Source organism: Sulfurimonas xiamenensis (genome assembly GCF_009258045.1).
Lineage (GTDB): Bacteria > Campylobacterota > Campylobacteria > Campylobacterales > Sulfurimonadaceae > Sulfurimonas > Sulfurimonas xiamenensis.
Genome location: NZ_CP041166.1, coordinates 913339 through 926689 on the forward strand (window position 1 = coordinate 913339; position 13351 = coordinate 926689).

The 13351-nt window shown below is 33.1% G+C and carries 14 protein-coding genes; 7 read left to right on the plus strand and 7 right to left on the minus strand.

Annotated elements, in window-relative coordinates:
• Positions 1 to 86 precede the first annotated feature (86 nt).
• The gene (locus tag FJR47_RS04670) at positions 87 to 1541 is read left to right on the plus strand and encodes an SDR family oxidoreductase (RefSeq protein WP_241855425.1); all 1455 of its coding nucleotides are present in this window, start codon (positions 87 to 89) and stop codon (positions 1539 to 1541) included.
• Between the two features lie 17 nt (positions 1542 to 1558).
• On the opposite strand, the gene FJR47_RS04675 is transcribed toward FJR47_RS04670, so the two are convergent.
• On the minus strand, positions 1559 to 2458 hold the full coding sequence (locus FJR47_RS04675) for an AEC family transporter (protein ID WP_152299295.1): 900 nt from the start codon (positions 2456 to 2458) through the stop codon (positions 1559 to 1561).
• Between the two features lie 157 nt (positions 2459 to 2615).
• Here FJR47_RS04675 and FJR47_RS04680 point away from each other — a divergent pair, with 157 nt between their 5' ends.
• Positions 2616 to 3194 carry an NAD(P)H-dependent oxidoreductase gene (locus tag FJR47_RS04680; RefSeq protein WP_152299296.1) on the plus strand — a complete coding sequence of 193 codons (579 nt, stop codon included), beginning with the start codon at positions 2616 to 2618 and terminating at the stop codon, positions 3192 to 3194.
• A gap of 47 nt (positions 3195 to 3241) precedes the next feature.
• Here FJR47_RS04680 and FJR47_RS04685 read toward each other — a convergent pair whose 3' ends face one another.
• Both FJR47_RS04685 and cls read right to left on the minus strand, forming a co-directional pair.
• Complete coding sequence (locus FJR47_RS04685; RefSeq protein WP_152299297.1) at positions 3242 to 3973, minus strand: endonuclease/exonuclease/phosphatase family protein; 732 nt, start codon at positions 3971 to 3973, stop codon at positions 3242 to 3244.
• Between the two features lie 15 nt (positions 3974 to 3988).
• Positions 3989 to 5395, minus strand: a complete 1407-nt coding sequence (gene cls / locus FJR47_RS04690; protein WP_152299298.1) for a cardiolipin synthase — start codon at positions 5393 to 5395, stop codon at positions 3989 to 3991.
• 133 nt (positions 5396 to 5528) lie between these two features.
• Between cls and FJR47_RS04695 the strand changes: the two genes are divergently transcribed.
• Complete coding sequence (locus tag FJR47_RS04695; protein WP_152299299.1) at positions 5529 to 6446, plus strand: manganese-dependent inorganic pyrophosphatase; 918 nt, start codon at positions 5529 to 5531, stop codon at positions 6444 to 6446.
• 43 nt (positions 6447 to 6489) lie between these two features.
• On the opposite strand, the gene FJR47_RS04700 is transcribed toward FJR47_RS04695, so the two are convergent.
• From FJR47_RS04700 to FJR47_RS04715, 4 genes are read right to left on the minus strand one after another with little or no spacing between them, the layout of a single operon-like run.
• Complete coding sequence (locus FJR47_RS04700; RefSeq protein ID WP_152299300.1) at positions 6490 to 7203, minus strand: ABC transporter ATP-binding protein; 714 nt, start codon at positions 7201 to 7203, stop codon at positions 6490 to 6492.
• 1 nt (position 7204) lies between these two features.
• Positions 7205 to 8350 carry an ABC transporter permease gene (locus FJR47_RS04705; protein ID WP_152299301.1) on the minus strand — a complete coding sequence of 382 codons (1146 nt, stop codon included), beginning with the start codon at positions 8348 to 8350 and terminating at the stop codon, positions 7205 to 7207.
• On the minus strand, positions 8347 to 9492 hold the full coding sequence (locus FJR47_RS04710; RefSeq protein WP_152299302.1) for an efflux RND transporter periplasmic adaptor subunit: 1146 nt from the start codon (positions 9490 to 9492) through the stop codon (positions 8347 to 8349). The genes FJR47_RS04705 and FJR47_RS04710 overlap by 4 nt, the downstream gene beginning before the upstream one ends.
• Entirely contained in the window at positions 9489 to 10748 is a 1260-nt protein-coding gene (locus tag FJR47_RS04715) for a TolC family protein (protein WP_152299303.1), read from the minus strand. Before FJR47_RS04715 ends, FJR47_RS04710 begins: the two co-directional genes overlap by 4 nt.
• 227 nt (positions 10749 to 10975) lie before the next feature.
• On the opposite strand from FJR47_RS04715, the gene FJR47_RS04720 reads away from it, so the two are divergent.
• The 4 genes from FJR47_RS04720 to lptB are packed head-to-tail and all read left to right on the plus strand — an operon-like array spanning position 10976 to position 13327.
• Complete coding sequence (locus FJR47_RS04720) at positions 10976 to 11224, plus strand: RNA-binding S4 domain-containing protein (protein WP_152299304.1); 249 nt, start codon at positions 10976 to 10978, stop codon at positions 11222 to 11224.
• Positions 11221 to 12207 (plus strand): anthranilate phosphoribosyltransferase, encoded by a 987-nt coding sequence (gene trpD / locus FJR47_RS04725; protein WP_152299305.1) that lies wholly within the window; start codon positions 11221 to 11223, stop codon positions 12205 to 12207. The genes FJR47_RS04720 and trpD overlap by 4 nt, the downstream gene beginning before the upstream one ends.
• Entirely contained in the window at positions 12204 to 12617 is a 414-nt protein-coding gene (tsaE, locus tag FJR47_RS04730; protein ID WP_152299306.1) for a tRNA (adenosine(37)-N6)-threonylcarbamoyltransferase complex ATPase subunit type 1 TsaE, read from the plus strand. Before trpD ends, tsaE begins: the two co-directional genes overlap by 4 nt.
• Positions 12605 to 13327 (plus strand): LPS export ABC transporter ATP-binding protein, encoded by a 723-nt coding sequence (gene lptB, locus FJR47_RS04735; protein WP_152299307.1) that lies wholly within the window; start codon positions 12605 to 12607, stop codon positions 13325 to 13327. The genes tsaE and lptB overlap by 13 nt, the downstream gene beginning before the upstream one ends.
• Positions 13328 to 13351 lie beyond the last annotated feature (24 nt).

Here is a 13351-nt window from a genome sequence, read left to right on the forward strand (position 1 = left end):
AAAACAGTGCAATTTTAACATATATTGCAAATAAATTTAGGTAGAATTGTTTTAAATTCACAATAGTTCTCTTTATAAGAGCGGGTATGATTTTATTTCAAAAGTGGGATTTTATGATAAAAGTTTTATTAACAGGTGCAAATGGATATATCGGAAGAAGATTGAAAAATGCACTTAAAAATCAAAAAGATGTAGAGCTTAGAATTTTTGTGCGAAATAAAAAGAGTCTCTCAGAGGATATACTTAAAAATTTTGAAGTGATAGAAGGGGACACATTTGACAGGGATGCTTTAAAAAAAGCGTTAGATGGAATAGATATGGCTTATTATCTTATTCACTCTCTTAATAAAAAAAATTATAAGGATTTAGATAATCTCTCAGCTCAAAATTTTATAGATATTGCTTCTGAGTGCGGTGTAAAAAGAGTTATCTATCTTGGCGGACTTGGCGTTAAAAACAGCGATACAAGTGAGCATCTCTTAAGTAGAATACAAACAGGAGAGATACTCAGCTCTTCTGATAGTGTTCAAAGTATTTGGCTGCGTGCAGGCGTGATAATAGGATCTGGAGGTGCAAGTTTTGAGATTATAAGAAATCTTGTTGAAAAACTCCCTGTTATGATAACTCCAAAATGGGTCAATACATATGCGCAGCCGATTGCGGTTGATGATGTTATCAACTATCTTATTTCATCTCTCTATCTTGAGTATGATAAAAATTTAGTTGTAGATATAGGTTCACAAAAAATGATGTACAGAGATATGATGCTACAAACAGCAAAAGCACTTGAACTTAAAAGATATCTTATTCCTGTTCCGTTTATGAGTATAAATTTTTCATCCTACTGGCTTAATCTCTTTACACCCGTTCCTTTTATTGTTGCAAAAGCATTGATAGAGGGTTTAAAATGCGAAGTAACTGTTCAAAACGATAATGCTAAAAAATATTTTCCAAATATTGAACCTATGAATTATATCCAAGCCGTACAAAAAGCAGTAAGCGAGATAGAAGAGAATCAGGTAATAAGCAGATGGAGCGATGCGGAGGGTTCATCATGGGAGCAGACGCACGCAAAAGAGATAAATGACGCTATATTCGTAGATAGAAAAGAAGCCGATATCAGTGCTTATGATAAAGAGAAGGTGTTTAAGGCTATTAAATCAATAGGCGGCGAGAACGGCTGGTTTGATTATGATTTTTTATGGGAGTTGCGGGGCATTGCCGACAAAGCATTGGGCGGAGTAGGGCTTAATCGCGGCAGACGAGATAGCTGTGATTTAAGACTAGGCGAGTGTCTTGATTTTTGGAGAGTTGAAGATTTAAAGGAAAATGAGAGACTGCTTCTATTTGCTCAAATGAAATTGCCGGGTCATGCTTGGCTTGAGTTTAAGATAGAGGGGGATAGACTTATCCAATCTGCCTATTTTTATCCAAAAGGGATATGGGGCAGACTCTATTGGTACTCTTTAGTCCCTGCACACTATTTTATATTTAAAAATATGATAAATGGCATTTTAAAGAATAGTTTAAAAAATATATAAATTTTCATCTGTTTTTGTTATGTTATGTAATTATAAACAACCCATGTTGTAAAAAATGAAAATATAATTCCATAGCCAACAATAGCAGAACTTAGCCTCGGCGCAAGTCCTGCCATAGAAGCAATTGCAGCTGCAGTAATCATAGGTGCCATAGAAGCTTCCATTATGGATATTAAAGCAGCTTTACTATTCCAAGAAAATATATTACAAATTATAATTGCTAAAATGGGAGCTAAGATAAGTTTAATTCCCAAAGCCAGTGTAAATGGTTTTATGTCTTCTGATGGAAGTTTGAATTGAAGTTGAAGACCGACTGCTACAAGAGCCAAAGGAATAATTGTGCTAGCAAGTGAAGATAACACACTCTCTACTACCGGATGAAATGTGGTGCCAATAAAACAAAGAGCAATGATTAGAGCCAAAAATGGCGGGAATGTTAATATTTTAAGAAATAGTACTTTTATATCAACATTTTGTGTATTTGAATAATAGATTGATACAAAAGTTCCATAGGTAGAAAGCGCTATAAAAGAGCCTAATTGATCATACATTACAACATATCCAAGCGCTGATTCTCCAAAATAAGCTTGAATCATTGGTATTCCTAGATAAGAAGTATTACCCAAGACTGCTACAAGCATCAAAGCACCTGTTATCTCTTTTGTAAATGTGAGCAATTTTGAAAAGTATAAAACTGCCAAAGCGCTTATGCTCATTACAAGCCAAGCTATAAAAACAGGAATCATAACCTCAAAAGAGAAGTTTAATTTTGGAATTTGAAGAAGGACTAAAGCTGGAGCTGAAATATAGAGAATAAATTGGTTTAAAATAAGAGGTGTGTCTTTTGGAAAAACATCTAATTTATTTATAATATATCCTATAAAAATAGCGCTAAAAATAAGTGCAAAATTTTCCATAAATTTATTTCTTTTATATTGTATTTCTTTTTTGTGACAAGCAATTTTTGGTCTTGTAACAGTTAATACAGCAAAATAGTCTCTATTTATTTTGCGTTTAAATTAAGAATGGAAGTATATAATCTTTTATTTAAATTATGACTTAGGAGCTATCTTTATGGAAAAAAGTTTTAATGAAGCTATGGATTTTAGGCATGCGTGTAAAGTGTTTAACGAAAATAAGAAAATATCAGAGAAAGATATAATAGATATACTCGAAGCAGGGCGAAAATCTCCATCATCGTTTGGCATGGAACCATGGAAATTTTTGGTAATTAAAAACGAAGAGTTAAAAGCAAAAATACGACCTTACTGCTGGGATCAAATTCAGGTTACTTCATGCTCCCATTTAGTGGTTATACTTGCTGCGATAGAAGATGTAAAACCGGAGAGTGGAGTCGTTAAGAAGAGATTTTCAAGAAGAGAGATGCCGCAGGAGATGCTTGATTTTTATATGCAAAAATATGCATCACATTTGAGCAAAACTCTAAGCAGCGATGAAAACATACTTTGTTGGACTGCAAAACAAACTTATATTGCTGCTGCAAATATGATGACAAAAGCAGCTACTCTTGGGATAGACAGCTGCCCGATAGAGGGGTTTGAGAAAGAAAATGTAGAGAGAATTTTAAATATTGATATTAAAAAATATCAACTTTCTTTAGTACTTCCTTTTGGCTACAGAATCAATAAATAATCATCTCAATTAAGAGTGCCGTTTGAAGAGGTTGTAGAGTTTATAGATTAATATTTAAATTTTGCAATAATAGGGTTGTGGTCTGAGATTTTTTTGCTGTCTATCACTTCGGAGTAGGTAAGATTCAAATCTCTGTAAAAGATATAATCTATTGAGTTTGTGAAAATTTTTTTAAGATGTATTTCATTGCTGAATATCACTTTTTTAAGAGAAAGATTTTCTGCAAACTCCTCTAAAAAGCGTACTCTTTTTAAGTTCCAAGTATTAAAATCACCCGCCACGATCATTGCTCCCTTATGTGAACTGATAGTTTCATAAAGTGAATTCAATTCATGTTTAAAATCAAGATTTCGTACAAAGTTGATAGCATGAAGATTGACGACAAGCAGTGTCTGCTCCTGTGAAATTTTATGGTGTGTAATAAGTGATACTTTGTGTGTTGTGTAGCGCAGTTCCTGTTTTTTTGTCAGCAAAGAGAGTTCACTCTCACACGATGTTTTAAAAGCGCTAAGTACCCCAAAAACATGCTTTTTTGTCTCGATATTAGGCGATAAAACATAAGAGTAGTCATGTAGTTCTAGTTCATGAGGAATACTCTTTTTTACTTCTTGAAGCAGTAATATATCGAAGTTATGGTTTTGTATAAGTGAATCAATAAATGCTTTATATGAGCTTTTAAGAGTAAGTTTTGCAACATTCCAACATAAAAGACTAAACTCCATGCCTAACTCAGATTCTTGATGTTTTAATGATTTTAGCAAACTATTTGGTTTAAACATAATAAAATTCCAGCCTTAAAGTTGCGGTGCTAATATCCGCATAAGGTTTTCAAAAACTCTTTTGCCATAAGATACATTTTTTGTTCCAAAAGAGGAATTAGATATAAGTTTTTGTGTCCATATTTCTACCTCTTTTATGATTTTGCCGGAATAAACAAAAGTTACAACCTCATAGTTTAAAAAGAGACTTCTGTTGTCAAAGTTCACACTTCCAAGCATTACGCTGTGACTGTCAAAAAGCATGGCTTTTGCATGCAGCAGTGAGCCGTTATATAGATATATCTTTATTCCGGCTTCCTCAAGTTCTCTCATATAAGAACTTCTAACTAGATTTACTATAGTGTGATTAGCCTCTTTTGGTGTGATTAATTTTACATCAACCCCTTTGTGATGAGCAATAATAAGCGCTTGGATAAGAGAATTATTTGGTATAAAATATGGAGTTATTATATAAATTTTTTCTTTTGCGCCATATATTGCAGATAGGAGTACCTCATAAAGTGTGTCTTTATCCATATCCGGTCCAGATGGAACAACTTGCAGAAATATATCGCCATCTATCTCTCTATTTTTGCCGTTTTGTGCAAATGTCAATTTTTCTTGAGAAGCATAAAGCCAGTCTGAAGCAAATATTTCAAAAAATTGCTCTACAGATGGACCGACAATTGAGAACATAATATCTTCCCATCTCTCTTTGCTGTAAGTTGGTCCCAAATATTCAAAAGATAAGTTTGCTCCTCCGCTTAAAACTTTTTCATTGTCAAAGATATATATTTTTCTATGATTTCTGAGATTTATATAGTTTCTAAAAGGCATTTCAAATATAGGCATAAAAAATTCAATTTTTGCACCGGCATTTCTTAGTTTTCTAAGTCTATATTGAAGTAAATAAAGATTTATGGAACCTATGGAATCGATAAGTATTTTTATCTCAACTCCCTCTTTTGCTTTTTTTATTAAAGCTTTTATAATTTCTTTTGTAACTTTGTCATACTCAAAAATAAAAGTGCTGATATAGATTGATTGTTTTGCATTTTGTATGCAGTTTAAAAATTCATTATAAAATTGAACTGCATCAAGAAAAAGTTTAAATTCTTCGTTTCTTTGGGCATCGGCTATTTTATAATTTCTTAAAATTCTGTCGATATTATTTTGTATATTATTGTCCGTATTTTTATTTTTAAGTACTAAATTTTCTTTTTTATATCTGTTTTTTCGTTTTCTTGAGCCAATTATAAAGTATAAAAATATGGATATATACGGGATAAGAATAATAGAAAGAAGCCAGGCAATTATACTGCTTGGAGTCCGCCTATTATAAAGCATGTGGATTAACACGATTATTATTAAAAGACCGGTCAAAAATATTAAACCGTGATATAAAAATATATCTGTAATATTACTCTTTATCTCTTCATTCATTTAAAAATTATATCATTATTGTTAGAAATGATTCCTCTAAAATATATCATCTAGAAAATTTTAGTATAATTTCAAAAACAAAGTGAAATTTTTTATTAAAACGAAATTTCTCTAAACAATAAAAGGTTAATACATGTCAACATATATTTTTGGTCATACAAATCCAGATTCTGATTCTATTATCGGTGCTATCTCTTTAGCTTATTTGAAAAATCAACTAGGTGAAGATTGTGTGCCTACGCGTCAAGGCGATATTTCTCCAGAGACGGAGTTTATACTTAAAAGATTTGGAGCAGAGGAACCTGAACTTAAAACCTCTTATGCAGGTGAAAAGGTCTATCTGGTAGATTTTTCAGATCTTGCCCAAGCTCCAAAAGATATAAAAGAGGCGACTATTTTGGGTATAGTAGATCACCACAAATTAGGCGATATAACAACAGATACTCCACTTGAGTGTTGGATACGACCTATCGGATGTTCAAATACGGTTATAAAAGAAATGTTTGACTATTATGGGGTTGCTATTCCAAAAAATTTAGCGGGAATGATGATGTGTGCAATTTTAAGTGATACGGTTATCTTTAAATCTCCAACATGCACTAAAGCTGACACAAAAGCAGTAAAAGATTTAGCAAAAATTTCTCATATTGATGATTACAAAGCACTAGGTATGGAGATGTTTATAGCAAAATCGGCTATAGAAGGCGCAAGTGCCAGAGATCTTAATATGAGAGATTATAAAGCTTTTGATATGAATGGCACCAAAGTCGGGATAGGTCAGCTTGAAATGGTTGATATTTCGGCATTAAATGATAGAATAGGTGAACTTTTTGCAGATATGAAACTTATAAAGCAGGAGGAGGGTCTTCATACTATTATTATTCTTTTAACCGATATTATGAAAGAAGGATCACAGCTTTTAGTTTTAAGTGATGATGTTTCAAAAGTTGAAAAAGCATTTAATGTAAAAATTCAAGACAACCAAGCATGGTTAGATGGTGTACTTAGCCGTAAAAAGCAAGTTATTCCTTTTCTTCAACCGCAGTTTTAATTTTTTTAAAATTTTTATATCGGACACTCTTTGGTCCGATATATTACAATATATTCTCTTCTTTTAGTTCGTGAAAAACTATACCTCTGTTTTGTATTTTCATAATTTTGTCACAATATGGAAGAATCCTTTCATCATGTGTAACGGTGATGATTGCTACATTTTGCTCTCTTGCAATTTTTTTGAGCATTTTTATAACACTAACAGCTCTTTCTCCATCAAGTGCAGCTGTAGGCTCGTCCGCTAGAATAATTTCTGGATTGTTTGCAAGTGCGCGTGCAATGGCAACTCTTTGATTTTGCCCTCCAGAGAGCTGTGATGACATATTATTTGCTTTATCGGCAATTTCAAGATACTCTAAGAGTTCCATTGCCTTCTCTTTTGCCTCTTTTTCACTTACATTGTTTGCCTGCGGAAGAAGTGTTATGTTCTCTAAAACATTCAAAAAAGGGACAAGATAATGAGCTTGAAATATAAATCCTATCTTTTCTCTTCTTATGCGTCTTGTATCTTTAGCTAACCATTTATCATGATAAACTTTGTTTTCTCCTAGCCAAATCTCTCCGCTTGTTGGTTCTATAACACACCCTATCATCATAAGAAGAGTTGTTTTTCCTGCACCGCTTGGAGCAATCAGTGCAACAACTTCTCCTTTTTGTATCTCAAATGACGCATTTTCAATTACTCGGACTAAATTATCATCTTTACCAAAATTTTTGACTAAATTTTGAACTTTAATAGCACTATGCTTGCTCATTTTATCCTCCAATTGCTGCTGCCGGGTCGGCGCTTATTACTTTTTTTACACCTACAAAAGAGGCTAGAATAGATGCAAAAACAATTACGCCAAAAAGTATCCATGCATCGGGAATTTGCAACACAACAAGTTTAGGAAATTTATCGTAAATTAAGTGTGAAAATATATTTCCAAAAATAAAAGCAAAAATACCAAGGAGTATTGTCTCTTTAACAATCATCTCTATAATAAGAGTGTTTGGAAGCCCCATAAGCTTCATAATAGATATCTCTTTCATTTTTTCCAATGTCATGGTATAAATAATAAGAGCAATAATAATTGTTGAGACTATAACCAATATAATAGTAAATAGTCCTATCTGTTTAGAAGATTTTTCAATTAGATTTTTTGTGAGTATATCTCTTTGCTGCTTGTCCGTATATACATTTTTATGTTGCCACTTTCTTATATCATGGGCCACTTTATCGACATCAAAACCATTTTTAACAGTTGCGACAATCGCGTTTACTCTGTAAGATTCCGAATTTTCTATTCCTCTTGCTTCATCGTTTTGTATCTCTTTGTTTGAGTATAAAAACTGTAGCTCTTGGGCATCTTTTAGACTTATATAGACAAGAGGATCTCCACCGCTTGAAACTGTTTTACTTGTAATGCCGACAACTTTATAAAAATTTCTTCCGAGTTTTATTTCTTCTCCTAGTTGAAAGCCTGTCTTGTCTGTAACTACAATTTCATAATGGTCATTTTTTAGTTTTCGTCCTTTTATCAACCTTTTAGGATTGATGGGATTAATAGCTCCATAGATATCATATCCGACTGCAACGGCAAGAACTGACTTGTCTTTTTGTGGTAGCTGGATATTTTGAAAAGTCATTGCTTCACTTTTATCTATACCCTGCATTACATAGATGATATTTTTAAGGTCCTCGTGAACTCTTGAGGATTCGGCAAAAGGTCCTAAGGTGTCTTCTTGAACTATCCACATATCTGCGCCAATATCATTAAGTAATATTTCCGCTTCTACCATCATGCCACGGTATACGCCAATCATAATAAGAACAATTCCAAGCAACATCCCAACACCCATAGCGGTGACTATAAATTTGCCAAGGGTGTGCTCAATATCTCTTTTTGCTAAATTAATCATCTGTATATCTTCATGCCGTCACTAAGTGGTTTGTTGCTGCTTGTAGGTACTAACAGTTCAGTATCCGCATCTATTCCTGATGAAATGGCTGCTTCTTCGTCATTTTGTGCCAAAATAGAAATCGGATGAAAGTATGCATTATCGCTGTTTGCTACCCAGACTCCTTTTTTTCCATCTTTAGTAGTAATTAAATTAAGAGGAATTTTTACAACATTTTCATACTTTTGAACTTTTATATTTACTTCAGCCTGCTCATTAATATAAAACGGAATCGGAGTGGTTTCAAATCCTATCGCTATCTCTCTCTCAAGTGTAACAAGATTGCTTATAGCTACTATTCTTTCAACATTTCCGTTTAATTTTACATTTGGCTGTGATCTAAGTTTAATAGAAGCTTTTTGATCAAGCTTGATACCCTTTGCCACTCTTTCATCAATATTTGCCACAACCCATAATGTCTTTGGATCTACTATTTTAAAAACAGGTGCAGACGGCAGGACATATTGCGCTGCTTCTGCCTCTTTTGAAATAATGTAACCATCAACAGGAGAGTAAACTTTAAATCTTTGCAGTTTTGCATCTATCGCTTCCATACTCTTTTGCAATCTTTGAATCTCTAGTTTTGCAGAAGCAATTTTTGCTTTAGAAGCATTTATTTGCGCATCTATATTTTGCAAATCGCTGCTTGCTTTGTCATATTCTGCTTGCGTTACATATTTCTGTTCCAACAGTTTTTTGTAACGATTGTATGTTACTAAAATAAGTGTTTTTTGCGCTTTGAGACTTTCAAGATCACTTTGTGTTGTTTGAACCTCTTGCTTAGCTTTTTTAAGTGCTACTTTTTGTTCATCAAGAAGCATAGGAAGATCTACCGGATCAATCGTTAAAAGAAGATCACCCCTCTTAACCCATTGACCCTCATCAAAGTATATATTTTCTATCTCTCCGCCGCTTTGCGCCGTAATAGTGTATATATTTTTAGCATCAACATTTCCAATGCCGCGCACTGTTATATGAAGATCTCCTTTTGTCGGTTTTGTTGTAGCAAATGTTGATTTTACAATGTATACTTTATTGTAAAATAGAGCGCCTCCAATAGCGATAAATAGTGTAATTATTGTATATTTTAGCCATTTGTTCATTGAATTTGTCCTTGTAGATAATCTAATCTGTTTATTATATTATTGATGCTGAATTTGGCTTCAAGAAGTCCAAGTTTAGCAAAGAGATATGTTGATGATGCATCAAGTACTTCTATATAGGTTGCAAGTCCCTCTTTGTATCTTGCTTCAACTATCTCTTTTGTTGCATTTGACGACTCTATAAGAGCCTCTTTAGCTTTTATGGTATATCTATATCTTTGTAAATCAATTACCAAATTTTCCACCTCCTCTTGAAGTAGGAGTTTTTGGGAATTATACGACTCTTTTGCTATCTCTTTTGCGATGCGTGCTTGTTGTGTTTGAGCACTTATTCTTCCACCGTTGTAAATTGGAACAGTAATACTTACTCCAACCAAGGATTCATCATACTCATTAAGTGAATTTTGATAATTATATGAAGCTATAGCATCTATTGAACCTAAGTTTTGAGCTTTTGTGGCTTTATATATTAAAGCATCTTTTTTTATCTCTTCCTGTGAGCTTTTAAGCAATAAGTTTTTAGATAAAATATCTTTAAAAAGCATATCTGAACTCATTATATTTTGATTTTTGACCTCTACACTCTCTTTAAGTTGAGTATCTGCATCTAATCTTTCTCCTGTATAAAGAGAGAGAGTTGTAAGTGCTTTATTGAGATCAGCTTTGGCAATAGCTAAGTTGTCTTGAGCAATATAGAGTTCACTTAGTATGCTAGTTGCATCCGCTTCTGTTTTTAAACCTTGTAAAACAAGCGCTTTTGCTTGTTTATAAAGTTCTTCTTTTGTTTTTAAATCTTTTTTTCTTACCTCAATCTCTTTTGTTTTTAAAAGTGCTAAATTATACTGATTTTTTACATTGTAAACCAGGAGAGCTTTTGCATCATTTAGAGAAAGATTGGCTATATTTTCATCTTTTTCATATGCTTTAATAGTTGAAGTGGTTTTTCCAAAATCATATATTTTTTGATTTAGCACCGCATCAACTCGCCAGCTGTCATCTTCAATAGTTTCAAACTGATTATCCTTCGGCACAGCGAAAGTGTCGATTGGGTTATATTGAGCACTCACATTTATCTGTGGAAGATAATCCGCTTTAGCAATATCTACAGAAGATTTTTTTTCAAAAATACCTAGGGCTGCTTTTTTAACATCAGGGTGATTTTTGAGTGTTTTATCGATGCATTCATCAACACTAACTACTTTAGCACTAAGTACAAAAACAAAGATATAGAAGTATACAAATAAAATTTTTATCACATTGAAATCCTTTTATTACATCTAAAAATGTAATGTGTATTATATTTTTTAGATGTGAAATTAGTGTGAAACTTTTTAATTATATACTATATACTATATACTATTTTTTAAAAAATAAAATAAATTAGCACTATCAAAAGATGCAAGAAATAAAAATATTGCAACTCTTACATCAATTTCAGTTTTATTTCTCTACAATATAAAAAAAATATAATAAATGGTGTTTTATGAGAATAGATAAATTTTTAAATTCGGTAAATATTACAAAAAGAAGATCCATATCGCAGGATATGATAGAAAATGGTGTTGTTCTTATAAATGATGCGGTAGCAAAAGCAAGTAAAAATGTTGCTGTCGGAGATATTATTACTATAAATTATCTAAACTTTACAAAAAAATACAAAATACTTCAAATTCCTCAGAGTAAATCAACGCCAAAAAGTCTTCAAGAAGAGTATGTTAAGGAGATTTCATGAACTACGAAGAGGCTAAAAAACTATTTACCTCGCTTTTTAAGCATGAGATGAGTGATAATGAGATTAGAGAATTTTTACTGAGCGTAAAACTTGATGAAAATACTGAAGGTGAAACTATTGCAGCAGCAGCTGAAGTTATGCGCTCATTTGCGATAGAGCTCCCCATATCTGATGATCTGCGCTCAAAAGTTATAGATATTGTCGGAACAGGAGGAGATAAGATAGGAAGTTTTAACATCTCTTCAACCGTTTCTATTGTAGCTGCTTCATGCGGCAGCATGGTTGCAAAGCATGGCAGCCGTTCTGTTACTTCAAAATCCGGCAGCGCAGATATGTTTGAAGAACTTGGTGTGAGACTTGATTTAGGTATAAAAAACAGTGCAAAACTTCTTGAAGAGTCAGGCTTTACTTTTATGTTTGCACAGACGCATCATCCTGCTATGAAATTTATTATGCCTGTTCGAAGAACTATACCCGATAAAACAATTTTTAATATTTTAGGTCCGCTTACAAATCCCGCAGGAGCGAAAAAATCACTTTTAGGCGTTTTTAATAAATCCTTTGTTCCAAAAATAGCAGAGGCTCTTCGTATAAACGGGGCTACCTCTACCATCGTTGTAAGTTCAAAAGAGGGTATGGATGAGATAAGCATAAGCGATATTACTTACGCTTCACAGCTGTGTGACGGAGTTGTGCATGAGTTTGTTATAGACGCTCAAGAGTATGGCATTAAAAGAGTTCCCTTAAAAGCTATTGTTGGTGGAGATTCAAAAGAAAATGCAAAAATTTTGTATAATATTCTTGATGGAAAATCAACGGATGCACAAAGGGATATTGTACTTATAAATACTGCTTGTGCTCTTATGGTTGATGGCTTGGCGCGTGATCTTCAAGATGGAATGGAAATGGCAAGAATGGCCATAAGAACAGGAAAAGCTAAAGAAAAACTTAAACAAATTATTGAGATATCAAATAAATTATGAAAAAATATATACTAAGTTTAGATGAACTTGATGTTTTAATAGAAGATATAGATAAAAATTTTAAAAACGGTGTCATTATTTTGCGTGGAGATTTGGCGGCGGGCAAAACTACTTTTGTAAAAAAAATGGTTAAATTTTTAGAAATTGATGAAGAGGTGACTTCGCCTACATTTTCTCTTCAGCACTGCTATGGAGATAGAATTTTTCATTATGATATGTACAATCACGGATTAGAACATTTTATCTCTTTGGGTATGCTTGAAGAGTTAGAAAAAGATGGTCTTCATTTTGTAGAGTGGGGTGATGATGCGCTGGCAAACATATTGGATTCTGCCGGAATAAAGACTATAACAATAAACATAAAAAAAATTTCTAACGATAAAAGAGAGTACACAGTATGCACACATTAAAAGCGGTGAATTTAAAAAAGAAAATAAAAGATTTAGAGATAGTAAAAGGTATGAGCTTAGAAGTTAAAAGTGGTGAAGTTGTTGGACTTTTAGGTCCAAATGGAGCAGGAAAAACAACAACATTTTATATGATTTGCGGACTTGTTGAAGCAAGCGGCGGTGAGGTTTTTTTTGATGATGAAAATCTCTCAGGAATGCCACTGCATCAAAGAGCTTTAAAAGGCATAGGTTATCTTCCGCAAGAGGCTTCTATATTTAAAGATTTGAGTGTAGAAGATAATCTTTTAATAGCTGCAGAAGTAAAAATAAAAGATAAAAAAGCTCAAGAAAAAAGGATTTTAGAACTGCTTGATATGTTTAACATAGAACCGATTCGTTATCGTAAGGGAATTAGTTTAAGCGGAGGAGAGAGACGCCGTGTTGAAATTGCAAGAGCTTTGGTTAATTCGCCTAAATTTTTACTTTTAGATGAGCCTTTCGCCGGAGTTGACCCAATAGCGGTTATGGACATACAAATAGTTATCAAACAACTTGTATCATATGATATCGGTGTTTTAATCACCGATCATAATGTTCGTGAAACATTGGATGTCTGCGATAGAGCATATGTGATAAAATCAGGCTCTCTTTTAGCGAGCGGAACGAGTCTAGAGATAGGTCAAAATCCTGATGTTCGTAAGCACTATCTGGGCGCAGAATTTAAGCTATAAAAAAAATTTTAAGAGTATGGCTTT

Excerpts from the sequence above, each read along its gene's own strand:
- FJR47_RS04670 (WP_241855425.1), top strand. The coding sequence starts at position 87 with ATGATTTTATTTCAAAAGTGGGATTTTATGATAAAAGTTTTATTAACA.
- FJR47_RS04675 (WP_152299295.1), bottom strand. The coding sequence starts at position 2,458 with ATGGAAAATTTTGCACTTATTTTTAGCGCTATTTTTATAGGATATATT.
- FJR47_RS04680 (WP_152299296.1), top strand. The coding sequence starts at position 2,616 with ATGGAAAAAAGTTTTAATGAAGCTATGGATTTTAGGCATGCGTGTAAA.
- FJR47_RS04685 (WP_152299297.1), bottom strand. The coding sequence starts at position 3,973 with ATGTTTAAACCAAATAGTTTGCTAAAATCATTAAAACATCAAGAATCT.
- cls (WP_152299298.1), bottom strand. The coding sequence starts at position 5,395 with ATGAATGAAGAGATAAAGAGTAATATTACAGATATATTTTTATATCAC.
- FJR47_RS04695 (WP_152299299.1), top strand. The coding sequence starts at position 5,529 with ATGTCAACATATATTTTTGGTCATACAAATCCAGATTCTGATTCTATT.
- FJR47_RS04700 (WP_152299300.1), bottom strand. The coding sequence starts at position 7,203 with ATGAGCAAGCATAGTGCTATTAAAGTTCAAAATTTAGTCAAAAATTTT.
- FJR47_RS04705 (WP_152299301.1), bottom strand. The coding sequence starts at position 8,350 with ATGATTAATTTAGCAAAAAGAGATATTGAGCACACCCTTGGCAAATTT.
- FJR47_RS04710 (WP_152299302.1), bottom strand. The coding sequence starts at position 9,492 with ATGAACAAATGGCTAAAATATACAATAATTACACTATTTATCGCTATT.
- FJR47_RS04720 (WP_152299304.1), top strand. The coding sequence starts at position 10,976 with ATGAGAATAGATAAATTTTTAAATTCGGTAAATATTACAAAAAGAAGA.
- trpD (WP_152299305.1), top strand. The coding sequence starts at position 11,221 with ATGAACTACGAAGAGGCTAAAAAACTATTTACCTCGCTTTTTAAGCAT.
- tsaE (WP_152299306.1), top strand. The coding sequence starts at position 12,204 with ATGAAAAAATATATACTAAGTTTAGATGAACTTGATGTTTTAATAGAA.
- lptB (WP_152299307.1), top strand. The coding sequence starts at position 12,605 with ATGCACACATTAAAAGCGGTGAATTTAAAAAAGAAAATAAAAGATTTA.